The 21,672-nt window shown below is 74.5% G+C and carries 18 protein-coding genes; 11 read left to right on the top strand and 7 right to left on the bottom strand.

Annotated features, from left to right (window positions below; genetic code table 11):
- The first annotated feature begins 6 nt into the window (after window positions 1-6).
- Window positions 7-2,160, top strand: a complete 2,154-nt coding sequence (locus O7622_RS20825; RefSeq protein ID WP_282309846.1) for a hypothetical protein — start codon at window positions 7-9, stop codon at window positions 2,158-2,160.
- A 33-nt stretch (window positions 2,161-2,193) separates the two neighbouring features.
- A complete protein-coding gene (locus O7622_RS20820) occupies window positions 2,194-3,174 on the top strand; it encodes a DNA primase small subunit domain-containing protein (RefSeq protein ID WP_282309845.1) in 981 nt (326 codons plus the stop codon).
- A 4-nt stretch (window positions 3,175-3,178) separates the two neighbouring features.
- Here O7622_RS20820 and O7622_RS20815 read toward each other — a convergent pair whose 3' ends face one another.
- Entirely contained in the window at window positions 3,179-3,655 is a 477-nt protein-coding gene (locus O7622_RS20815) for an Lrp/AsnC family transcriptional regulator (RefSeq protein WP_282314189.1), read from the bottom strand.
- 102 nt (window positions 3,656-3,757) lie between these two features.
- Between O7622_RS20815 and pdhA the strand changes: the two genes are divergently transcribed.
- From pdhA to O7622_RS20790, 5 genes are all read left to right on the top strand, one after another.
- Complete coding sequence (gene pdhA, locus O7622_RS20810) at window positions 3,758-4,957, top strand: pyruvate dehydrogenase (acetyl-transferring) E1 component subunit alpha (protein ID WP_282314188.1); 1,200 nt, start codon at window positions 3,758-3,760, stop codon at window positions 4,955-4,957.
- Entirely contained in the window at window positions 4,957-5,961 is a 1,005-nt protein-coding gene (locus tag O7622_RS20805) for an alpha-ketoacid dehydrogenase subunit beta (RefSeq protein WP_282309844.1), read from the top strand. The genes pdhA and O7622_RS20805 overlap by 1 nt, the downstream gene beginning before the upstream one ends.
- A gap of 110 nt (window positions 5,962-6,071) precedes the next feature.
- Entirely contained in the window at window positions 6,072-7,580 is a 1,509-nt protein-coding gene (locus O7622_RS20800) for a dihydrolipoamide acetyltransferase family protein (protein ID WP_282314187.1), read from the top strand.
- A 497-nt stretch (window positions 7,581-8,077) separates the two neighbouring features.
- Complete coding sequence (locus tag O7622_RS20795) at window positions 8,078-9,349, top strand: Ig-like domain-containing protein (RefSeq protein WP_282309843.1); 1,272 nt, start codon at window positions 8,078-8,080, stop codon at window positions 9,347-9,349.
- 459 nt (window positions 9,350-9,808) lie between these two features.
- Complete coding sequence (locus tag O7622_RS20790; RefSeq protein WP_282309842.1) at window positions 9,809-10,207, top strand: STAS domain-containing protein; 399 nt, start codon at window positions 9,809-9,811, stop codon at window positions 10,205-10,207.
- Between the two features lie 88 nt (window positions 10,208-10,295).
- Here O7622_RS20790 and O7622_RS20785 read toward each other — a convergent pair whose 3' ends face one another.
- Window positions 10,296-10,664 (bottom strand): FKBP-type peptidyl-prolyl cis-trans isomerase, encoded by a 369-nt coding sequence (locus tag O7622_RS20785; RefSeq protein ID WP_282309841.1) that lies wholly within the window; start codon window positions 10,662-10,664, stop codon window positions 10,296-10,298.
- Between the two features lie 154 nt (window positions 10,665-10,818).
- Window positions 10,819-11,391, bottom strand: coding sequence for a DoxX family membrane protein (locus tag O7622_RS20780; RefSeq protein ID WP_282309840.1), 573 nt, complete (start codon window positions 11,389-11,391; stop codon window positions 10,819-10,821).
- A 227-nt stretch (window positions 11,392-11,618) separates the two neighbouring features.
- On the opposite strand from O7622_RS20780, the gene O7622_RS20775 reads away from it, so the two are divergent.
- Window positions 11,619-12,317: a CBS domain-containing protein gene (locus O7622_RS20775; protein WP_282309838.1), complete on the top strand. Its 699-nt coding sequence runs from the start codon at window positions 11,619-11,621 to the stop codon at window positions 12,315-12,317.
- A 24-nt stretch (window positions 12,318-12,341) separates the two neighbouring features.
- Here the strand turns inward: O7622_RS20775 and O7622_RS20770 are convergent, their stop codons facing one another.
- Both O7622_RS20770 and O7622_RS20765 read right to left on the bottom strand, forming a co-directional pair.
- Window positions 12,342-13,064: a helical backbone metal receptor gene (locus O7622_RS20770; RefSeq protein ID WP_282309837.1), complete on the bottom strand. Its 723-nt coding sequence runs from the start codon at window positions 13,062-13,064 to the stop codon at window positions 12,342-12,344.
- Between the two features lie 31 nt (window positions 13,065-13,095).
- A complete protein-coding gene (locus O7622_RS20765) occupies window positions 13,096-14,187 on the bottom strand; it encodes a DICT sensory domain-containing protein (RefSeq protein WP_282309836.1) in 1,092 nt (363 codons plus the stop codon).
- Window positions 14,188-14,293: 106 nt separating this feature from the next.
- Here O7622_RS20765 and O7622_RS20760 point away from each other — a divergent pair, with 106 nt between their 5' ends.
- Window positions 14,294-15,160 carry a DUF2726 domain-containing protein gene (locus O7622_RS20760; protein ID WP_282309835.1) on the top strand — a complete coding sequence of 289 codons (867 nt, stop codon included), beginning with the start codon at window positions 14,294-14,296 and terminating at the stop codon, window positions 15,158-15,160.
- A gap of 308 nt (window positions 15,161-15,468) precedes the next feature.
- Window positions 15,469-16,677 (top strand): hypothetical protein, encoded by a 1,209-nt coding sequence (locus O7622_RS20755; RefSeq protein WP_282309834.1) that lies wholly within the window; start codon window positions 15,469-15,471, stop codon window positions 16,675-16,677.
- Between the two features lie 206 nt (window positions 16,678-16,883).
- On the opposite strand, the gene O7622_RS20750 is transcribed toward O7622_RS20755, so the two are convergent.
- Window positions 16,884-17,231: an Lsr2 family protein gene (locus O7622_RS20750; RefSeq protein ID WP_252449146.1), complete on the bottom strand. Its 348-nt coding sequence runs from the start codon at window positions 17,229-17,231 to the stop codon at window positions 16,884-16,886.
- A 234-nt stretch (window positions 17,232-17,465) separates the two neighbouring features.
- On the opposite strand from O7622_RS20750, the gene lon reads away from it, so the two are divergent.
- Complete coding sequence (gene lon / locus O7622_RS20745) at window positions 17,466-19,802, top strand: endopeptidase La (protein WP_282309833.1); 2,337 nt, start codon at window positions 17,466-17,468, stop codon at window positions 19,800-19,802.
- A 72-nt stretch (window positions 19,803-19,874) separates the two neighbouring features.
- Here the strand turns inward: lon and O7622_RS20740 are convergent, their stop codons facing one another.
- Window positions 19,875-21,632: a DEAD/DEAH box helicase gene (locus O7622_RS20740; RefSeq protein ID WP_282309831.1), complete on the bottom strand. Its 1,758-nt coding sequence runs from the start codon at window positions 21,630-21,632 to the stop codon at window positions 19,875-19,877.
- Between the last annotated feature and the right edge of the window lie 40 nt (window positions 21,633-21,672).

Raw genomic sequence — 21,672 nt, 5'->3', positions numbered from 1 at the left:
GACCGGATGACCCGTGACGACCTGATCGCGCTCACCCCGGACGTGCTCGCCGCGCTGAGCAACAGGGGCCTGGTGAAACGTGCCACGAAGGAGGTCGACGCCGGTGAGCGGCAGGCGCTCACCGAGGACGCCGACGGCGCGGTGCGCGCCGCCTACCCGGACGGGGTGACTGTGACGCTGCCGGTGGGCGGCGGCCTCGCGGCCGGGATCTGCTCCTGCCCGGCGCGCGGCTTGTGCCGGCACCTGCTCGCCGTCGTCCTGACCTACCAGCGCACGCACGCCGCCACCACGCCGAGCCCGCAGGCGACGCCGGACCAGGACGCCGCACCGGGCCGCGAGGCGACGCCGGACCAGGACGCCGCACCGGGCCACGAGGCGACGCCCGGCCCGCGCGCCGCGCCGGACCCCGACGGCACGCGGGACCGGCACGCCACGTCGGGCCACGATGCCGAGCCGGGCCACGACGTCGCGCCGGGCCGGGACGACGCCGGAGCCGGTGGCGAGCCGTGGCGCTGGTCGCCGGGCGACGTCACCGACGAGGAACTGGCCGCCGCGATCGGCGCTCCGGCGCTCACCGCCGCGCGACGGCGGCTGCGGCGCGGCTACGCCGCCGTGGTCCACCGGCCGGACCCCGCCGACCCGGTCCCGCGCGTGGAGCTGCCCACCGGCACGGTCCGGTTCCTGGTGCCCAGGCAGATCGGGTACGCACGCGGCGACGCGGCCGACGACGGCGGCGAGGCGATCGCGCTCGCCGTGTGGGCGTGCCGGACGGCCGACCGGGAACACCCGGACCGCCCGGAGGCCCAGGTACACGTCGGCGGATCCGCCACCGTCACGGACCGTCCCGCGCTGGACGCGGCGGTCGCGCTGGCCGCAGACGTGCTTCTGACCGGGGCCGCGCACCTGGGCTCCGGCGTGGACGCCCGGCTGGCGGAGACCCGGCGTGACCTCGACGCGGCCGGTCTGCGCTGGCCGCTGCTGGCGGTGGACGACCTGGCCGGGCAACTGGAGGCGTACGCCGCGCGCGGCGCCCGGTACCGGCCGGACACGCTCGCCGGCCTGCTCGCCGAGCTGCCCGCGCGGCGGCGCGCGGTGGCCAACGCGGGCGCCACCCCGGCGGAGCGGGTGCTGGGCACCCACGAGCCGGCGGAGACGCCGCTGCGGCGGGTACGGCTGACCGGCCTCGGCGCCCGGGTCCGGGAAAGCGGCGGAGAGGTGGGCGTGGACGTGGTGCTCGCCCACCCGGCGGCCGTCTCGGTGCTGGTGCTGCACCGCGCCTACCCGGTCACCGACGACGGCCCGCCCACCGGGCACGAGCTGGCCGGGCGGCGGGTCACCGGCGCGACGCTCGGCGCGCTCGCCACCGGCAACGTGGTCTCCGAGTCGGCGGTGCGCAGCGCCGCGCACCGGCTCCGGTTCGCCGCCGGCCGGCTGGCCCGCACCACAGTCACCCCCGGCGCGGGGGAGTGGTCCGGCCTGCCGCCCGGCCTGCTCGCCCGCGACCCGGACGCGCTCGCCGCCGAGCTGGCGGGGCGGCCACCCCGGCTGCTGCGCCCCCGTACCGCCGCCGAGTCGGTGCGGGTGCTCGCGCTCGGCGAGGTGCGCGCCATCGGGTACGCGGCCGGCGAGCAGCGCCTCGATGCCACGGTGACCGGAGCCGGCGGCGGCACGGCGACTGTCACCGCGACCCACCACGCCGCCGCCCCGGGCGCCCTCGACGCGCTCGCGGCGGCGCTGGACGGCACACACGGGCCGCCGCGCTACGTCAGCGGGACTGTGCGCCGGGGCGCCGACGGACTCGTCGTCGAGCCGCTGGCGGTGGTCGCCGACGTGGTGGTCGTACCCGATCTGGCACCGGGCGCGGGCGACGGGCGGCTGGCCGGCGCGGTCGAGGCCCGGCCCGACCCGGTCGCCGCCGCGCTGGGTGCGGCGTCGGCGCTGCTCGCGCAGGCCGCGCACACCGGCCTGCGGCATTTGCCGGCCGGCTTCCCGGAGCGGCTGCGCGCGACGGCGGCCGGTCTCGCCGCGGTCGGCCTGGACCGCTGCGGCGCGACCCTGTCCGGCCTGGCCGGGACGCTCGGCGCCGACCCGGGCGAACCGGCGGTACGGGCCTGGGTGGACGCCTGGATCCGGCTGTCGGTGACGGCGGAGTCCCGGTGAGCCGGCCCCCACGGCGGGCAGGATCGCTACGGTGTGACGGTGGCGACCACGGCGGCGCAGGAGATCCAGGTGGGGGAGCGGCTGGTCCGCGTCTCCAGCCCCGACAAGCCCTACTTCCCGGAGCGCGGACTGACCAAGCTGGACGTGGTCCGCTACTTCCTGTCCGTCGGCGACGGCATCCTGCGCGCGCTACGTGACCGGCCCACCATGCTGGAACGCTGGCCGCGCGGCGTGTTCGAGGGCGCCAAGGTCGCCACCCGGCAGACCAACAAGGGCGACGCGTTCTACCAGAAGCGGCTCCCGGCCGGCGCGCCCGACTGGGTGCGCACCGCGCACATCACGTTCCCCAGCGGCCGTACCGCCGACGAGGTGGCCCCGAGCGAGCTGGCGGTGGTGATCTGGGCGGCCAACCTGGGCACGCTGCGGTTCCACCCGTGGCCGGTGTCGAAGGACGACGTGGAACACCCCGACCAGCTCCGCATCGACCTCGACCCGATGCCGGGTGTCGACTTCGCGCAGGTGGTGCCGGTGGCGCACGAGGTGCGCGCGTTCCTGGCCGAGCTGGGCCTGGCGGGCTTCCCGAAGACCACGGGTGGGCGCGGCATCCACGTCTACGTCTCGATCGAGCCGCGCTGGAGCTTCGGCGAGTGCCGGCGGGCGGTGCTCGCGCTGGGCCGGGAGATGCAGCGCCGCCTGCCCGACCTGGTCACCACCACCTGGTGGCGCGACCAGCGGGACCGGCCGGTCTTCGTCGACTACAACCAGATGGCCCGCGACCACACGATGACCTCGGCGTACTCGATCCGGCCGACGCCGGCGGCGCTGGTCTCGGCGCCGCTGGAGTGGTCCGAGCTGGACGACGCCCGCCCGGAGGACTTCGACGTGCTCAGCATGCCCGCGCGGTTCGCCGGGCGCGGCGACCCGCACGCCGGGCTGGACGGGCGGCGGTACTCGCTGGAAGCGCTGCTGGAGCGGGCCGACGCCGAAGGGCTGGAGTCGCCGCCGGAGCGCTGACCGGTCAGTCCCAGGGGCTCTGCGTGCCGTCGAACTCCTCGAACACCAGCCAGGTACGGGTGGACAGCACTCCGGCGATGCTCTGCACCCGGTCCAGCACCACGTCCCGCAACGTCGCGTTGTCCGGCGCCCGGACCAGCGCGAGGACGTCGTGCTCGCCGCTGAGCAGCGCCGCGTGCTCGATGTAGCGCACCCGGGCCAGCTCGGCGGAGACCTCCCGCCAGGTGTTCTGCTCGATGGTGAGCGCGATGTACGCCGACGTGCCCAGCCCGGCCGGCTCCGGAGCGACCCGCGCGGTGAACCCGGTCAGTACGCCGTCGCGCAGCAGCCGCTCCACCCGGGCGTACGCGTTGGTGCGGGAGACGTGCACCCGTTCGGCGAGCGTACGGATGGACGTCCGGGCGTCGCGGACCAGCTCGCGCAGGATCCGCCGGTCGACCTCGTCCAGCGGCCCGGCCGAACGTCCCGTTCCGCCCGCCACGCCCGGTGTGGCGCCGGTCTCCTGGCTCACCTCAGCCGCCCTCCCGTGCCATTCGTCCCGCGTTCATCCCGGATGTTGAGTCAATCATCCACGACCGGGAGCATAGGGCCACCACACGTCCAGGAGGTCCCCGCCGTGACGACCACACCCCAGGCGGTCCGCAGGGCATCCCCGCGTACCCGCCGGAAGTCCACCCCGGCCGCACCCGACCCGTCGGCCGGTTTCATGCCGCAGCGGGAACCGGTCCGGCTGCTCGAACCCGACGGGACCTCGCTGCCGGCCCGCGACGACTACCCGGAGCCGCCGGTCGAGACGCTGCGCGAGATGTACCGGCGCATGGTCGTCGGCCGCCGCTTCGACGTGCAGGCCACCGCGCTCACCAAGCAGGGCCGCCTCGCCGTCTACCCGTCCGCGCGCGGACAGGAGGCGTGCCAGATCGGCGGCGTGCTCGCGCTGCGCGACACCGACTGGGTGTTCCCCACCTACCGCGAGTCGATGGCGCTCACCGCGCGCGGCCTCGACCCGGTCGAGGTGCTCACGCTGCTGCGCGGCGACTGGCACTGCGGGTACGACCCGGCCGCCACCCGCACCGCACCGCAGTGCACCCCGCTCGCCACCCAGTGCGTGCACGCCGCCGGGCTGGCCTACGGCGAGTCGTACCAGGGCCGCGACACCGTGGCGCTGGCGTTCATCGGCGACGGCGCCACCAGCGAGGGCGACTTCCACGAGGGCATCAACTTCGCCGCCGTGTTCAAGGCGCCGGTCGTCTACCTGGTGCAGAACAACAAGTACGCGATCAGCGTGCCGCTGTCCCGGCAGACCGCCGCGCCGAGCCTGGCGTACAAGGGCGTCGGCTACGGCGTACCCAGCGAGCAGGTCGACGGCAACGACCCGGTGGCCGTCCTGGCGGTGCTGGAGCGCGCCGTCGCGCACGCCCGCGCCGGCAAGGGCCCCTACCTGGTCGAGGCGCACACGTACCGGATGGAGCCGCACACCAACGCCGACGACCAGACCCGCTACCGCGACGCCGACGAGGTCGAGGCGTGGCGCGACCGCGACCCGATCGCGCGGCTCGAGGCGTACCTGCGGGCCGCGGGCGTCCTCGACGACGCCGCCGTCGCGGCGATCGCCGACGAAGCCGAGGAGTACGCCGCGGCGCTGCGCCGCCGGATGGACTCCCAGCCGGCAGTGGACCCGCTGAGCCTGTTCGACCACGTGTACGCCGAGCCGACGCCGCAACTCGCCGAGCAGCGCGAGATGGTCCGGGCCGAGCTGGCCGCCGACGCGGAGGGGGACGCCTGATGGCCACCATGACCATGGCGAAGGCGCTCAACGCCGCGCTCGCCGACGCGATGCTCGACGACGACCGGGTGCTCGTCTTCGGCGAGGACGTCGGCCAGCTCGGCGGCGTCTTCCGGATCACCGACGGGCTGCAGGCCCGCTTCGGCGACAAGCGCTGCTTCGACACCCCGCTCGCCGAGGCCGGCATCGTCGGGTTCGCCGTCGGCCTGGCCATGTCCGGGCTGCGGCCGGTCGTCGAGATGCAGTTCGACGCGTTCGCGTACCCGGCGTTCGAGCAGATCGCCTCGCACGTGGCGAAGCTGCGCAACCGCACCCGCGGGGCACTGAGCGTGCCGATCGTCATCCGGGTGCCGTACGCCGGTGGCATCGGCGGCGTGGAGCACCACTGCGACTCGTCCGAGGCGTACTACGCGCACACCCCGGGCCTGAAGGTGGTCACGCCCGCGACTGTGGAGGACGCGTACTCGCTGCTGCGCGCCGCCATCGACGACCCCGACCCGGTGGTGTTCCTGGAGCCCAAGAAGCTCTACTTCACCAGCGCAGAGGCGGAGCTGCCGGCCCGTACCGCGCCGATCGGCACCGCAGTGGTGCGCCGCACCGGCACCGACGCCACGCTGATCGCGTACGGCCCGGCGGTGCCCGTCGCGCTCGCCGCCGCCGAGGCCGCCCGCGAGGAGGGCTGGGACCTGGAGGTCGTCGACGTCCGCAGCATCGTGCCGTTCGACGACGCCACCGTCACCGCCTCGGTCCGCCGTACCGGCCGGTGCGTGGTGATCCAGGAGGCGCAGGGCTTCGCCGGTGTCGGCGCGGAGATCGCCGCCAGGGTGCAGGAGCGTTGCTTCCACGCCCTGCACGCTCCGGTGCTGCGTGTGTCCGGCCTGGACATCCCGTACCCGGCGCCGATGCTGGAGCACACCCACCTGCCCTCGGTCGACCGGGTGCTGGACACCGTGGCCCGGCTCCAGTGGGACGACCAGCCCGACACGCGGTGGGTGGCGGCATGATCGAGCGCACCGAGCGGAGCGAGGGCCGTGTGGGCATGCCCGGCCGGCACGGCATGACCGAGCGCACCGAGCGGAGCGAGGGCCGTGTGGGCATGCCCGGTCAGCACGGCATGAGCACGGCTGTGGGCACCCGCGACTTCCTCCTGCCCGACCTCGGGGAAGGGCTGAGCGAGGCGGAGATCGTCGAGTGGCGGGTCGCGGTCGGCGACGTGGTCACCGTGGACCAGACGGTGGTCGAGGTGGAGACGGCCAAGGCCGTCGTCGACGTGCCGTGCCCGTACGCCGGACGGGTCGTGGCCCTGCACGGCGCGGCCGGTGAGGTGCGCCCGGTCGGTCAGCCGCTGGTCACCATCGCCCCGCTCGACGACGCCCCCGACCCGCACGCCACCTACCGTGAGGAGGAGCGAGCCGGGTCCGGAAACGTCCTGATCGGCTACGGCACCGGCCACGGCGGTACGGGCCGGCGGCGGCGCCGTCCGCGGCTGGCGCTGGCCCCCGAGCCCGGTACGCCGGTCGCGGCGGGCCCCGCGTCCGGCCCGGCGGCCGGCTCCCCGACTCCGGCGGGCTCTCCCGCTCCGGCGAGTCCGGCTCCGGCCGGCTCGGTTCCGGCCGGTTCGTCGGTTCCGGCGGGCTCGGTTCCGGCCGGCGTGTCGGCTCCGAACGGCACGGCCGCCTCGGCGGACCGTGCGGCTGAGCCAGGGCAGATCGGCGGACCGTCGGTGGCACCGCTGGTCATCTCGCCGATCGTGCGGCGGCTGGCGAAGGAGCACGGCATCGATCTGGCGTCGCTGCGCGGCACCGGGCCGGGCGGCGTGATCCGCCGGGCCGACCTGGACGCCGCCGTGGCCGCCCCCGCACCGGCGGCCCGGCTGGCCGCGGTGCCGGACGCCCCGGCCGCCCACGTCGGGCTCGCCCCGGCCGGCGACGGGGACACTGTCATCCCGCTCACCGGTATCCGCAAGGTGATCGCCGACAAGCTCTCCCGCAGCCGGCGGGAGATCCCCGAGGTGACCATCTGGGTCGACGTGGACGCCACCGGCCTGCTGGAGACGCGCGCCGCGATCAACGCGGCCACCCCTGACACGCCGGTGAGCATCCTGGCGCTGCTGGCCCGGATCTGCCTGAGCGGCCTGCGGCGGTACCCGCAGCTCAACGCGCACGTCGACACCGAGGCCCAGCGGATCGTCCAGTCCGCGGGCGTACACCTGGGCATCGCCGCGCAGACCGACCGGGGCCTGGTCGTGCCGGTGCTGCGTGACGCGCAGCGGCTGACCACCCGGGAACTGGCCGCCACGCTCGCCGAGACCACTGCGGCGGCCCGGGCCGGCACGCTGCCACCGGCGCGGCTGACCGGCGGGACGTTCACGCTCAACAACTACGGCGTGTTCGGCGTGGACGGCTCCACGCCGATCATCAACCACCCGGAGGCGGCGCTGCTCGGCGTCGGCCGGATCGTGGACAAGCCGTGGGTGGTGGACGGGCAGCTCGCGGTCCGCAAGGTGACCCAGATCAGCCTCACGTTCGACCACCGCGTCTGCGACGGTGGCGTGGCCGGCGGCTTCCTGCGCCACGTCGCCGACTGCGTCGAACAACCCGCCCTCCTGGTCGCCAACGTCTGAGCCCCCCGCCCCCCGCCCCGCACTCGCGATCTTGCACTTTCGGCCCCCGGATGTGCCCGATTCGCACCCTTCTCGAGGGCCGCAACTGCAAGATCGCGGCAGTGGGGCGGGGTGGGTGGCGGTGGGGTGGGCGAGCGTCCGGCTCGGCCGCGGCGTCCGGCCCGCCCACCGTCTCGCGGGACGGTGGGCGGGGTGGGTCGAGATCAGGCAAAGTGCCCCGGTACCAAGGTCTCGCCAGGGCGGCTCCCTCGCGCTCGCCCTCTCTCCGTCGATCATGAGGTTGGCGGGGGCGAATCGGACACCTTGTGCCGCCAACTTCATGATCGACCGGGAGAGGGCGGACCGGGCGGAGGGCGCGTGAGGCGCAACCGGGCACGGGAATTACCTGTCCGGCACAATTCGCGCAGCTGTTTCAGAGCAATTCCGCCGAAGGTGCCACGGCGCGATCCCGGGCCTACAGAATGTGGGCGAGAGGGTTCGGAAATGGGGGGCGAAATATGTTTGCGAGGCGCCGACTGACGCTTTTCGCGATGACCGTCGCAGCCGCGCCGCTGGCGGTCGGCGCGTGTACCGCCGGCCCGAAGTCGGTGACGAAGCGGGCCGAGGCCGCGCCGCCGTCGGTCTCCGTGACGCCGGCCGACCACACCCGGGACGTGCCGATCAGTGCGGAGGTGGGGACGAAGGTCAGCAACGGCAAGGTGACAGCCGTCAAGCTGACCGACGATAAGGGCAACGCGGTGCCGGCCCAGCCGCGTGAGGACGGCTCCGGCTGGGTGCCGGACCGGCCGCTCGCCAATTCCCGGACGTACACGGCGGAGGTGACCGCGACCGGCGATTCCGGCAGGACCGCCACGCAGAAGACGACGTTCACGACGATGGCCAAATCCACCAAACCGGCCGTCACCAGCGAATTGTATTTCCGGCCGGATCAGACGTACGGGACGGCGATGCCGGTCGTGCTCGGATTCGACCCGCCGATTCCGAAGGAGGCCCGCGCGGACGTCCAGCGCCGGCTGTTCGTGAAGACCGACCCGCCGCAGCCGGGCACCTGGTCGTGGGTGGCCGACGGCAAGCAGGCCGAGTACCGGGCGCCGGACCGGTGGAAGCCGGGCACGAAGATCAGCGTGCGCAGCGCGTTGCAGGGTCTGCCCATCGGCAAGGAGGCGATCGGCGACTCCGACCGGGTCGCGAGCGCCAAGGTCGGCCGGCAGGTGACGCTCGACATCGACAACGAGACCAAGCAGATGACCGTCTACCAGGACGGCAAGGTGCTCAAGAAGATCCCGGTCAGCCTCGGCAAGCCGAGCACGCCGACGTCGAGCGGCAACATGGTGATCATGGAGAAGCACGAGCACACCACGTTCGACACCCGCGGTGAGCCCAACGGCGGCTACGTGGTCGACGTGGACGACGCCCAGCGGCTGACCTGGGGCGGCGAGTTCATCCACTCGGCGCCGTGGTCGGAGGGCGACCAGGGCAGCACGAACGTCTCGCACGGCTGCACCAACGTCTCGGCCACCGCCGCGGACTGGCTGATGGGCTTCACGCAGGTCGGTGACCTGGTGACGGTCAAGGGCACCGAGGTGAAGCTCGACCAGGGCAACGGATTCACCGCCTGGAATGTCGGCTGGGACGAGTTCGCCAAGGGCAGCGCTCTGCCCGTACCGGCGGGGCTGAAGCCCACGCAGAGTGCCACGCCGCACCCGGGTGCGGTGGCCGGCGGGTCGTCACCGGCCCCGGCCCCCTCGCGGAGCAACAGCGGCGGCTGAACCTGGGGAGGAACGGCCACGGGCCGGCCCGCGTCCGCGCGGGCCGGCCCCGCGTCGCGCTCAGTCCAGGCCGGGCAGCGTGCGAGCACCCGGCCGTCGCCGTCGACCACCACGTCCTCCGGGCCGTGCCCGCCGGCCGGCAACGGCAGCAGGTCGGCCCGGTCGAGCCGGGTGTCAGCGGGGCGCCCAGGGGCCGGTGAGCGGCGGCGGCACCGTCGCCGGCTCGCGGACCGGCCGGATCAGCAGTGGGACACGCGGGCGGGGGACGACCATCGGCTCATTGTGGCCCGGCGGGCGCCGCGCAGGGCAGCCCGCGGCGGCGTTTCGCCGTTTCCCGCGCGGCGTGGCGGCGTGGCTGCGGGATGACCCTGAGACGGCTCGGGGTCGGTTCCCGGACACTACCCGGAACCCCCGCCGCGAGGTCCGGAAATGTCGGTGGGCGCGGGTAGGTTTGGCCGCATGGTACACAGCGGTGAGCGCTTCCACGTGGTGACGGACGTGCACGACCACGTGGTCGAGCTGCGACCGGTCGGCGAGATCGACATCGCCACCGTGACGGCGTTCCGGGCCGCGCTCTGGGCGGCGCCGGCCCGGCCGGTGCTGCGGGTCGACCTGTCAGGTGTCCGGCTGCTCTCCGCCGCCGGGGTCCGCGCGCTGGTCGCCACCCACCTGCGGGTCCGGGCCCGCGGTGGCGAGCTGGTGCTCACCGACCCCGACCCGGTGGTGGCCCGGGTGCTGCGGGTGACCGGCCTGCACCGGGTGCTCCCGGTGCGCTGCTCCGACCGCTCGCAAGACCTGCCCGGCCGCGCCCAGGATCTGCCCGGCCGCTCCCACGAGCTGATGGCCTGCGCGGCCTGAACGGCCGGCGGCCCGGGCGCATGCAGCCCGAGCGCACGGCCGGGCCGCCGGCGCGGAAGCCGACGGCCCGACGTGAACGGCGTTGCGCTCAGCGCACGCCGAGCAGGTCCACCACGAAGACGAGCGTCTCGTTCGGCTTGATGACGCCGCCCGCGCCCCGGGCGCCGTAGCCCAGGTGCGGCGGGATGGTGAGCTTGCGCCGGCCGCCCACCTTCATGCCCACGACGCCCTGGTCCCAGCCGGCGATGACCTGGCCGCCGCCGAGCGGGAACTCGAACGTCTCACCCCGGTTCCACGAGGCGTCGAACTCGCGGCCGTTCGAGTGGGCCACGCCCACGTAGTGCACGCTCACCAGTTGGCCCGCGCGGGCCTCCGGGCCGTCGCCGACGGTGATGTCCTCGACGACGAGATCGGCGGGCGGCGCGCCCTCGATCGGGCCGACCTCGGGCTTGTCCATGAGCGGATCTCCTCGGATGCTGACGGTGTGGTCACAGTCGATCCTGCCGGATCGCGACCGGCCGATACGCGCCGGTCCCCGCACACAGGCATGGCGGGGACACGAAGGGGGGCGGGCACCGCCTGCCGGCGGCGCCCGCCCCGGGGCGAGCTGGTCACTTCAGCCAGGGGAGACGCTGGACCAGGGGGAGCCTCGCCCAGGCCCGGCCGAGGCCGAGGGTGTTGCCGGCGCCCACCAGGGCCAGGCCGGCCAGCAGGCCCGCGTAGATGAGGTGGTCGTCCATGAAGGGGTTGTTCGCCGGGGGCAGCACGGCCGTCCACATCAGGACCAGGAGCAGACCGCCCGCGACGGCGGCGACCCGGATGCCGATGCCGAGCATCAGGGCGACGCCGATGCCGAGCAGGCCGACCATGAACAGCCAGTCCGCCCAGGCCGCGCCGGCCAGGTTCTGGTACAAGCCCGCGAACGGTCCCTCGACGGCGTTTCCGAGGAAGCCCTTGGTGGGGCTGCCGCCGTTGATCCAGGCGTTCTTCGCCGGGGTCTCGTGGCCGAGGCCGAACATCTTGTCGAGGAAGGCCCAGAGGAACACCCAGCCCAGGGCGAGCCGCAGCCCGGCCCAGACGTACCGGGTGGCCTTCTGGCGGGTGGTCTCGGTGTGCGCCGCCGGAGCGGTGGTGGCGGCGGGGGTCCGCTCGACGGCGGGGGTCCGCTCGATTGTCGCGGTCATTGTCTCCACGTCCCTTCCTGTGCCTCGCACCGCGCTTCCCGGTGGCACATTCATTCCACCGCCGCGCGGCGCCCGGGAGCAGGGCCGAGAGGTGCCCTCGTGACCGGGCCATTGGTCCCGTCCGTACCCGGTCCGGTCGGCCCGTCGCGGCCGGTCCGCCGCCCCTGACGAGGGCGCCCGCCGGCCGCCTACCGTCGCAGGTGGAGGCCCGGCACGAGGAGGTCGTGATGAGGACGTGGCAGGTGGCCGATGTGATGACCAGGGAAGTCGCGACGGTGACGGAGGAGACGCCGTACCGCGAGGTCGTCGACGTGCTGGTCCGGCAGCGGATCAGCGGTGTGCCGGTGGTGGACTCGTTCCGCCGGGTGCTCGGGGTGATCTCCGAGGCGGATCTGCTGCACAAGGTGGAGCGGTCCGGCCACCCGGACGAGCGGCGGGTCTTCGAGGGGCGGCGCCGCCGCACCGCGCGGGAGAAGGCGGGCGCGCTCGCCGCCCGGGACCTGATGACCGCCCCCGCGATCACCACCCACGAGCGGGCGTCGCTCGCGGCGACCGCCCGGCTGATGGACCACGAGGCGGTCAAGCGGCTCCCCGTGCTGGACGACCTGGGCCGGCTCGCCGGCATCGTCACCCGCGGTGACCTGCTGCGCGTGCACCTGCGCACCGACGCGGAGATCCGCGAGGAGGTCGTGCACGAGGTGCTGCGCCGGGTGTTGTCGGTGCGCGACGGCCTGGTCACGGTCCAGGTCCGCGGCGGCGAGGTCACCGTGGACGGGCGGCTGGACCGGCGCAGCGCCGTCGAGCTGGCCGGCCGTCTCGCCGCCCAGGTCGCGGGCGTGGTCGCGGTGCACAACGCGATCGGGTACGACGTGGACGACACCACGCTGATGGAGCTGGACCCGGTGCACGCCACCCCTGTAGCCTGAGCGCCGCCACCCGGGCCCCGCCTGTCAGGCAGGGCCCTCGGTGGCGAGCTGGGCGGTGAGCAGCGCGGGGGCCTCGGCCAGCGACGGGCCGTACCAGGTGAGGTGCCGGCCGGACACCAGCGCCGCCGGCACGCCGGGGAACGCCTCCGGGCCGTCGCCGGCGGTGAACCGGTACGGCTCGTCGGGCAGCACCACCAGCTCCGGCGCCCGGGCGCGCAGCTCGTCCAGGCTCGGCCGGGGATAGCGTTCCGCGTCGTCGGCCCAGCCGTTGCGCACACCGAGCCGGGCCAGCACGTCCCCGGCGAACGTGTCCCGCCCCAGCACCACCCAGGGCCGCCGCCACACCGGCACCACGGCGGTGCGGACCCGCTCCGGCGGGGGCGGTGCGGCCCAGGCACGGCGGGCCTCGCGGAGCCATCGCGGCTCGGCCGGCACGCCGAGCGCGACCACCAGCTCACCGAGCTGGTCGAGGGCCTCCGGCACGGTACGCGGGAACGTGACCCGGACCGGCACCCCGGCCGCGCGCAGCGTCTCGGCGTCGGCCAGCCGGTTCTCCTCCTCGTTGAGCAGCACCAGGTCCGGCTCCAGCGCGAGCACCCGGTCCAGGTCCGGATACTTCGTCCCGCCGACCCGGGCGACGTCCAGCCCGGCCGGATGGGTGCACCAGTCGGTCGCGCCGACCAGCACCTCCGGGCGGGTGGCCGCGACCGCCTCGGTCAGCGACGGCACCAGCGACACCACCCGCACCGCGTCTCCTCCCCTCGAGCCGGACCGCCGGTCAGCGGGCCGCCGCGGTCACGGCGTCGGCGGTCTCCGGCGGCAGGCCCGCCACCGGCAGGCCCTTGCGTACCGCCCAGTCGACCGCGGCGCGCAGGTCCGCGGTGGGCAGCGGCCGCCGGGTGGTCACCCCGACCGCCGCGTGCACGGTGTACGCCATGAACGGGTACGACCGGGCCAGCGCGCCGATCGCGTCGTGCAACCGGCGTACCACCTCCAGCGCGGCCGGTTCGTCGAGCCCGGGCAGGAGGAGCTGGAACTCGTTCTCGGTGACGCGCACCGCGCGGTCGACCGGCCGCAGCACGGCGGTGATCGCGGTGAGCACGGCGTGTCCCTCGCGGGCGACGTCGCGTCGGCCGAAGCGTTCCGGCGAGCCGGGCGGCGCGTCCACCCGCAGGCCGACCAGCGCCACCGGCAGCGTGCCGGAGGCGGTCACCCCGTCCGCGCCGGACCACCGGGCCAGGCCGGGCTCGTCCAGCATCGTCTCGGCCGGCTCGACCGGCTGGTCGTTCCGGTCGCCGCGGCGGGCCAGCATCCGCAGCGCCGCCTCGGCGCGCGGTTCGCCCGGCCCGGCCGGGATGTCCCGCACCCGCGCGATCGCGTCGTCCAGCGCGGTGCGTGCCGCGGCGGGCAGCCGCTCGGCGAGCTGTTCGCGCAGCCGGATCGCCTCGTGCAGCGCCTCGTCGCGGCGGAAGCCCCAGCGTCCCTCGAACAGCCGGCCGGACTCCAGCGTCGGCGCGGGCGCCACCTCGGCCCGGTCGTGCGCGACGAGTGTGGCGCCGAAACGCGGGCTCAGCGTCACCACCGTCCACTCCCGGGCCAGCGCCTCCGCCTCGTCCAGCGTCACGCCGTACGCCCCTTCGGGCAGGTCGGGCGGCGGTCCGCCGACCATCGCCACCACCGTCACGGCGGCGCGGCCGGCGATGCGCCGGTAGACCTCGCGCTCCCGGGCGAAGTACGGCAGGCGCTGGAACAGCGCGAGCACGACGAGCGGGCCGTCCTCGGCCTCGGCGAGCGCGGCGCGTTCGATGGCGTGGGAGACGGCGACGAGGCTGCGTTTGGTGAACTGTTCCGGGGTCCGTCCGCTGGGCACGGGCAGAGCCTAGAGGGACGGGCGCGGTAGCGCACCGGTCGGCCGGACCGGTCGTGCCGCACCGCCTACACTCGGGCGTCGACGGGACGAGGGGGATCGGGGCGAGATGACGAGCACAAGCAGCGTGACCGCCTCCTGGCTGCGGCCGGTCCCGCCCGGCGCCGCGCCGTCCCTGGTCCGTGCCGGCTACCTCGGCCACACCGGGCGGCGGCTCGGCGACCTGGTGCAGGGCCGCCCGCCGGGGGTCACCGGCAGCCAGTGGAGCACCGCCGGGCGGGCGTCGCTCGACCTGGTGGTCTGCGCCGCCGGCACCGGGCTGCCACGCTTCGCGGTGCGGTTCACCGCGCCCGCCCCCGACGGATCGGCCGCGCGACGGTCCGAACGGCTGACCGACGCGGTGTGCGCCGCCGTCGGCCTGCCGTTGCTGCGCGTCGAGTCGCCCACGCTGGGCGGCGCGGAGCAGGTCCGCCGGTTCGTCGAGTACGTGCTGGACGCGCGGGCCTACGCCGACGGCACCGGCCCGGACGGCGGTGACACGGTCGGCTTCCGGGACATCATCGGCCGGCTGCCGGACGGCCGGCGCGGACCGGTGAACGACCTGGGTGCGCTGGCCCGGGTCGAGGCGGTCGAGGCGTACGTGGCGGGCCGGATCGCCGACCCGATCGTGCGCGGCCTGCACGTGCGCTGGACCGGCGGTCCGGCGGAGGGCTGGGCCTGGGCCGAGGTACGGCCCGGCCGTTGCCTGCTGGAGCGGGTACGGCTGACCTCGCGCGGTTTCTCCTGCGGCGTCGACCCGGGGCGGCTCGTCGAGGACCTGGCGGCTGTGGCGGTGGGGGAGCGGCTGCGTGACCTCGACGGCGCCGCGCCGTCCCTGCTGGACCGCGACGAGCTTCTCCGGCAGGTACGCGCGCTGGCCGCGCGGCGGGACTCCTTCGACGGCGGGTTCGCCTTCGACCACCTCTGCGCCGACTGAGCTGTCCTCGCCGGCGAGGACGGCGGCTTTCGATTTTTTCCGATCTCCGGTTGAACCTTCGCCGACGGCGCTCCGTACCTCATCGGGAATGGACGCAGATCTTCCCCGCCGCGCCCGGACGGCGCGGAGACGGTGCGGAAAGGGCATCGTCGGCCATTGACGCGCGACTGAGCGTCGCAGTGATCTCACACCCCGAATTCGTCGGTCCGCCGGGATCACCAGTCAACTACCGGATCGTGAAGGAGAGCAATTCGATGCGCAGGTCCACACGGGCGCGCCGGTCATCCGGTAACGCGCGGAGCAAGCGGATGCTGGCGGTTGTCGGCACGCTCGCGGTCTTCGGCGGCATCGTCGCCGTCACCCAGATCTCGTCCGCCCAGGACCGGCGGACGACCACCCGCGCCGCCTCGGCGTCCTGCGTGCCCGCGAGCCCCGGGGCGACCGCCCCGGACGGCCAGGGCAGCGCCACCCGTACGTGGCAGAACGGCCGCTGGGTCCGCAACCACTGGGGCGACGGGCAGATGTCGCCGGCCGAGTGCCAGCAGACCAACGCGGGCGGCGCCGGCGCCGGCACCCCGACCGTGGCCTGCCCGGACGTCCGTGGCCGGCTGCCGCAGGTGCCCGACCGGGCCCGCGCCGAGGTGGACCGCAACCTGGCGTTGCTGCAGACCCAGATCGCCGAGGCGAACCGGCGGCTCGCGGCCGACGGCCGCAACGGCGGCGACTTCATCGACAACGCGATCCTGCGTCCGCTCGCGGACAAGCGGACCGCGGTGCTCAACCGGATCGCCACCGCCATCGGCCGGGTCGCCCAGCGCCCGCAGGGCCTGGACCAGCTCGCCCAGTGCGCGCTGACCGACACCCCTCAGAACGGGGGCCAGAACGGCGGCAACAACAACGGGGGCCAGAACGGCGGGAACAACGGCGGCGGGAACAACGGCGGCGGTGGTCAGAACAACGGCGGCGGCAACGGCCTGAACGTGCTCGCCAAGGACTGCTCCGGCAGCCAGCTCCAGGCCCACGACGGCTTCCAGAACGGCAACCGGTGCGTGAGCACCGCGTTCGGTGAGGTGGGCGCCGCGGCGAACAACCCGTCGCTGCTGATCACGCAGTTCCCGAACCAGGTGCGGCGCAACCAGCCGTTCACGCTCCGGGTCACCACCAAGAACCTGGTGCGGGACCGCTTCCTCGCCGCCGGCCAGGGCGGCTACTACCTGGAGAGCTCGCTGCTCAACGGCGAGGGCCTGGTACGCGGCCACTTCCACACCGCCTGCCGGATGCTCGGCAGCACCCGGCAGCCCCCGAACCCGCAGGACGTGCCGGCCTTCTTCGTGGCCACCGAGGACGGGCGGGGCGGCAACCAGCCGGACGACGTGCTGATCCAGATTCCGGGCCTGGCGCAGTCGGGCGTGGCGCAGTGCGCGGTCTGGGCCGGCGACGGCTCGCACCGCATCCCGATGATGGAGCGGGCCAACCAGACCCCCGCCATCGACGTGGTGCGCATCCGGGTCAACTGAGCGGGCGAACGGCAGCGGCCGTCCGGGGGACTCCTCCGGGCGGCCGCTGCCGTTTCCGCGTACGGGCACTGTGGGAGGTGCTCCCGGAAGAAATTTTGTGCCGGCGGTATCCGGCCGGATGAAAAGCGCCGACCGTAGAAAGCCGATCGGGGCCGCGCCGATTTCTCAGCGTGACCCCGGGATGCCCGACGGTGAACCGGTGGCGGTCAGCGGTTCTTGTACGCCTCGACCACCGACACCGGGATGCGCCCGCGCTCGGAAATCTCGAACCCGTTCTTGGCGGCCCATTCCCGGATGGCGCGGTTCTGCTCGCGGTCCATTCCCGAGGTGCTCGGCCGGGTGGTGCGGCGGGCACCGCGGGTGACCTCGGTCGCTCCCCGGCCGATTCGCCTGCCAGCGCTGATGTACGGATCCAGGGCCTTGCGCAGGACGCCCGCGTTCTCGTCGGAGACGTCGATCGTGTACGCCACGCCGTCCAGGCTGAACTCGACGGTCCGATCGGCCTTTCCGCCGTCGAGGTCGTCGGTCAGAACGGTGATTACTTTCCTTGCCATCGCCATTACTCCCTGTGTCGGGCGGGGTGTGGCTAAGAGTTTGACCTACCGCGCGGTAATCCCGCAACAATAGCCGGCTGTTTCCATTCGGCGGGTCGCGGTAAACGGTGCCGCCATTGGGCGCGGAGCGCCGGAACGGGGCGCTCGGCAGTGGCGTGGGTCACAACCCGGAACAAGGGACACGTTTTGTTACTTGAGCCATACACGCTCAACCAACGTGATGGCAGGTGTTCGATGGCAACTCTTCCGGTACTCCCACTGACCGACGCCGTCCTGCTGCCCGGGATGGTCGTTCCGGTGACCCTCGACCCGACCACCCAGGCCGCCGTCGACGCGGCCCGCGCCACCGGCGACGAGGAACTCCTGGCCGTACCCCGCCTCGACGGCGAGTACGGCTCCGTCGGCGTGGTCGCCACGATCGAGAAGGTGGGCCGGCTGCCCAGCGGCGAACCGGCGGCGGTCGTCCGCGGTCTCACCCGTGCCCGCATCGGCTCCGGCGTGCCCGGTCCCGGCGCCGCGCTCTGGGTCGAGGCGACCGAACTCGACGAACCCGCACCGGCGGGCCGTGCCCGGGAACTCGCCCGCGAGTACCGCGCGCTCATGACCTCGGTGCTGCAGCAGCGCGGCGCCTGGCAGGTGATCGACGCGATGGAGCGGATGACCGACCTGTCCGAGCTGGCCGACTCGGCCGGCTACGCGCCCTGGCTCAGCCTGACGCAGAAGACCGAACTGCTCGCCGCGCCGGACGTCACCGCCCGGCTGGAACTCCTCGTCGGCTGGGTGAGGGAACACCTCGCCGAGCAGGAGGTCACCGAGCAGATCACCAGCGACGTCCGGGAGGGGCTGGAGAAGTCCCAGCGGGAGTTCCTGCTCCGCCAGCAGCTCGCCGCGATCCGCAAGGAACTGGGTGAGGACGAGCCGGACGGCTCCGCCGGCTACCGATCCCGGGTCGAGTCCGCCGACCTGCCGGAGAAGGTCCGCGAGGCGGCGCTGCGCGAGGTCGGCAAGCTGGAGCGGGCCAGTGACGCCTCACCCGAGGCGGGCTGGATCCGTACCTGGCTGGACACCGTCCTGGAGATGCCGTGGAACACGCGTACCCAGGACGACACGGACCTGGCCGCGGCCCGGGCCGTGCTCGACGCCGACCACGCCGGCCTGGCCGACGTGAAGGACCGCATCCTGGAGTACCTCGCGGTGCGCAACCGGCGCGCGGAGCGCAACCTCGGCGTCGTCGGCGGACGCGGCTCCGGCGCGGTGCTGGCCCTGGCCGGCCCGCCCGGTGTCGGCAAGACCAGCCTCGGCGAGTCGGTCGCCCGGGCGCTGGGCCGCAACTTCGTCCGCGTCTCCCTCGGCGGTGTCCGGGACGAGGCGGAGATCCGCGGTCACCGGCGCACCTACGTGGGCGCGCTGCCCGGCCGGATCGTGCGGGCGCTGCGCGAGGCCGGCTCGATGAACCCGGTCGTGCTGCTCGACGAGGTCGACAAGCTGGCCGCCGGCTACTCCGGTGACCCGGCGGCGGCCCTGCTGGAGGTGCTCGATCCGGCGCAGAACCACACGTTCCGCGACCACTACCTGGAGGTCGACCTCGACCTGTCCGACGTGCTGTTCCTGGCCACCGCCAACGTGGTCGAGGCGATCCCCGGCCCGCTGCTGGACCGGATGGAGCTGGTCGCGCTGGACGGCTACACCGAGGACGAGAAGGTCGCCATCGCCCGGGACCACCTGCTGCCCCGGCAGCGGGAGCGGGCCGGGCTGACCACCGACGAGGTCACAGTCGCCGACGAGGCGCTGGCGCTGATCGCTGGCGAGTACACCCGGGAGGCCGGCGTCCGGCAGCTCGAACGCGCCCTCGCCAAGATCCTGCGCAAGGTCGCCGTCGCGCTCGCCGCGGACTCCGCGCCGGTGCACGTCGACGCCGGCAACCTGGCCCGCTACCTGGGCCGGCCGAAGTTCACCCCGGAGTCGGCCGAACGCACCGCAGTACCCGGCGTGGCGACCGGCTTGGCCGTCACCGGCGCCGGTGGCGACGTGCTGTTCATCGAGGCCACCACGATGGAGGGCGATCCGGGGCTGACACTCACCGGCCAGCTCGGCGACGTGATGAAGGAGTCCGCGCACATCGCGTGGTCGTACCTGCGGTCGAACGGACGGCGCTACGGGCTGGACCCGAACGCGCTGGCCGGGCGGCGGATCCACCTGCATGTCCCGGCGGGCGCGGTGCCCAAGGACGGCCCGAGCGCCGGCATCACCATGGTGACCGCGCTGGCGTCCCTGGTGACCGGGCGGCCGGTCCGGCCCGAGTTCGGGATGACCGGTGAGGTGACGCTCTCCGGCCGGGTGCTCCCGATCGGCGGCGTGAAGCAGAAGCTGCTCGCCGCGCACCGGGCCGGCCTCACCGAGGTGATCATCCCGAAGCGCAACGAGCCGGACCTGGACGACCTGCCGGCCGAGGTGCGGGAGGCGCTGACCGTGCACACCCTGTCCGACGTGGCGGACGTGCTCGCACTGGCGCTGCGCCCGGCCGAGATCGGCACGGAGTCGCTGGACGGCCCGGCGCTCGCCGCGGCCTGACGACCGTCGCCCCGGCCACCGTACGCACGGTGGCCGGGGCGACGTCGTGTCCGCCCGCCGGTCGCGCCGGGGTCAGCGGCGGTCGCGCCGCTCGTAGCCCCGGTCGCGGCGCTCGCCCGGCCCGTCGCCGTCCCGGTCCCGGCGTACCGTCGCCCTGCGGCCCTTGATGGTGGTGCCGCGCAGGCCCGCGATGATCTCGTCGGCGACCCCCTGCGGCACCTCGACCAGCGAGAACCGGTCGGCGATCTCGATCGAGCCGATGTCCCGGCCACTGACCCGGGTCTCCCCGGTGATCGCGCCCACCAGGTCCTGCGGCCGTACCCCGGCCCGGCGGCCCAGACCGATGAAGACCTGGGTGGTGCCGCCGGTACGCGGGCGCGCCGGGCCCCGGCGCTCACCCCGCCCGCCGGCCTCCGGGCGGCCCTCGCGCGGACCCCGGACCGGAACCTGCGGGATCTCCTCCTCGTCGTCCGAGCCCGGCGACGTCGCCTCGTGCGCCAGCTTCACCGCCGCCAGCGCCACCTCGACCAGGTCGAACTCGTCGGTGAGCGACTCCACGATCGCCCGGTACGGGTCGAGGTCGTCCTCCAGCAGGCTCTCCCGCAGCGCGCCCTGGGTCAGCTCCAGCCGGCGGGTGCGCATGTCCGCCACCGTGGGGATCTTGTCGATGGCGATCCGCTGCCCGGTGACCCGCTCGATGGTCTTGAGCATCCGGTGCTCACGCGGCTCGGCGAGCGTGATCGCCACACCCTCCCGCCCGGCCCGGCCGACCCGCCCGATCCGGTGCACGTACGACTCCGGGGCGGACGGGACGTCGTAGTTGACCACGTGGGTGAGCTGCTCGACGTCCAGCCCCCGGGCGGCCACGTCGGTGGCGACCAGCAGGTCCGCAGTGCCGGCGCGCAGCCGGCCCATCACCCGGTCCCGCTGCTCCTGGCTCATCCCGCCGTGCAGCGCCTCGGCCCGGTAGCCCCGGCCGTTCATCGTCTCGGTGAGCCGGTCCACCTCCTCCCGGCTGCGGCAGAACACGATCGCCGCGGTGGGCGACTCCACGTCCAGCACCCGGCCCAGCGCGGCCGGCTTGTGCGCCCGGGCCACGATGTACGCGCTCTGCCGCACCCGGGGCGCCTCCCCGGCGACCGGCCGCTCCCGCTCGATCCGGATGCGGACCGGGTCGGTCAGGTGCTGCCGGGCCAGCCCGTCGATCCGGGCCGGCATGGTGGCCGAGAACAGCACCGTCTGCCGGCCGGCCGGGGCGTGCTCCAGGATCGCCTCGATGTCCTCGGCGAAGCCCATGTCGAGCATCTCGTCCGCCTCGTCCAGCACCACAGTGCTCAGCGCGCCCAGCCGCAGCGTGCCCCGGGCGATGTGGTCCAGGGCCCGGCCCGGCGTCGCCACCACCACGTCCACCCCGTGGTCGAGCGCGCGCAACTGCCGGCCGATCGGCTGCCCGCCGTAGATCGGCAGCACCCGGGCGCCCAGGTCCTTGCCGTAGCGGTGGAACGCCTCGGAGACCTGCACGGCCAGCTCCCGCGTCGGCACCAGCACCAGCGACACCGGGTCGCCCTCGGCCCGCCCCACCGGCATCCGCTGCAACAGCGGCAGCGCGAACGCGGCGGTCTTGCCCGTACCGGTCGCCGCCTGGCCCAGGAGATCCTGCCCGGCCAGCAACGGGGGGATGGCCTCCCGCTGGATCGGCGTCGGTTCCTCGTAACCGAGCGCGGACAGCGCGCCCAGCAACTCGGTGCGCAGCCCGAGATCGGCGAAGGCGATGCCGTCCTCGGGGTCGGCGGGAAGGGCGGGGTCGGTCGGGGTCGGTGCGGCGCTCATGCGACAAGCTTTTCATCACCGCCGCGCGGTGGTCGCGGCG

Source organism: Micromonospora sp. WMMD1076 (genome assembly GCF_029581475.1).
GTDB lineage: Bacteria > Actinomycetota > Actinomycetes > Mycobacteriales > Micromonosporaceae > Micromonospora > Micromonospora aurantiaca.
This window is presented reverse-complemented; position numbering and strand designations above follow the sequence as displayed.

Bases quoted from the DNA above. Each gene is read 5' to 3' on its own strand.
- O7622_RS20785 (WP_282309841.1), bottom strand. From the start codon at position 10,664: ATGGACAAGCCCGAGGTCGGCCCGATCGAGGGCGCGCCGCCCGCCGAT.
- O7622_RS20775 (WP_282309838.1), top strand. From the start codon at position 11,619: ATGAGGACGTGGCAGGTGGCCGATGTGATGACCAGGGAAGTCGCGACG.
- O7622_RS20805 (WP_282309844.1), top strand. From the start codon at position 4,957: ATGGCCACCATGACCATGGCGAAGGCGCTCAACGCCGCGCTCGCCGAC.
- O7622_RS20790 (WP_282309842.1), top strand. From the start codon at position 9,809: ATGGTACACAGCGGTGAGCGCTTCCACGTGGTGACGGACGTGCACGAC.
- O7622_RS20755 (WP_282309834.1), top strand. From the start codon at position 15,469: ATGCTGGCGGTTGTCGGCACGCTCGCGGTCTTCGGCGGCATCGTCGCC.
- O7622_RS20800 (WP_282314187.1), top strand. From the start codon at position 6,072: ATGAGCACGGCTGTGGGCACCCGCGACTTCCTCCTGCCCGACCTCGGG.
- O7622_RS20825 (WP_282309846.1), top strand. From the start codon at position 7: ATGACCCGTGACGACCTGATCGCGCTCACCCCGGACGTGCTCGCCGCG.
- O7622_RS20760 (WP_282309835.1), top strand. From the start codon at position 14,294: ATGACGAGCACAAGCAGCGTGACCGCCTCCTGGCTGCGGCCGGTCCCG.
- O7622_RS20795 (WP_282309843.1), top strand. From the start codon at position 8,078: ATGTTTGCGAGGCGCCGACTGACGCTTTTCGCGATGACCGTCGCAGCC.
- lon (WP_282309833.1), top strand. From the start codon at position 17,466: ATGGCAACTCTTCCGGTACTCCCACTGACCGACGCCGTCCTGCTGCCC.
- O7622_RS20780 (WP_282309840.1), bottom strand. From the start codon at position 11,391: ATGACCGCGACAATCGAGCGGACCCCCGCCGTCGAGCGGACCCCCGCC.
- O7622_RS20740 (WP_282309831.1), bottom strand. From the start codon at position 21,632: ATGAGCGCCGCACCGACCCCGACCGACCCCGCCCTTCCCGCCGACCCC.
- O7622_RS20750 (WP_252449146.1), bottom strand. From the start codon at position 17,231: ATGGCAAGGAAAGTAATCACCGTTCTGACCGACGACCTCGACGGCGGA.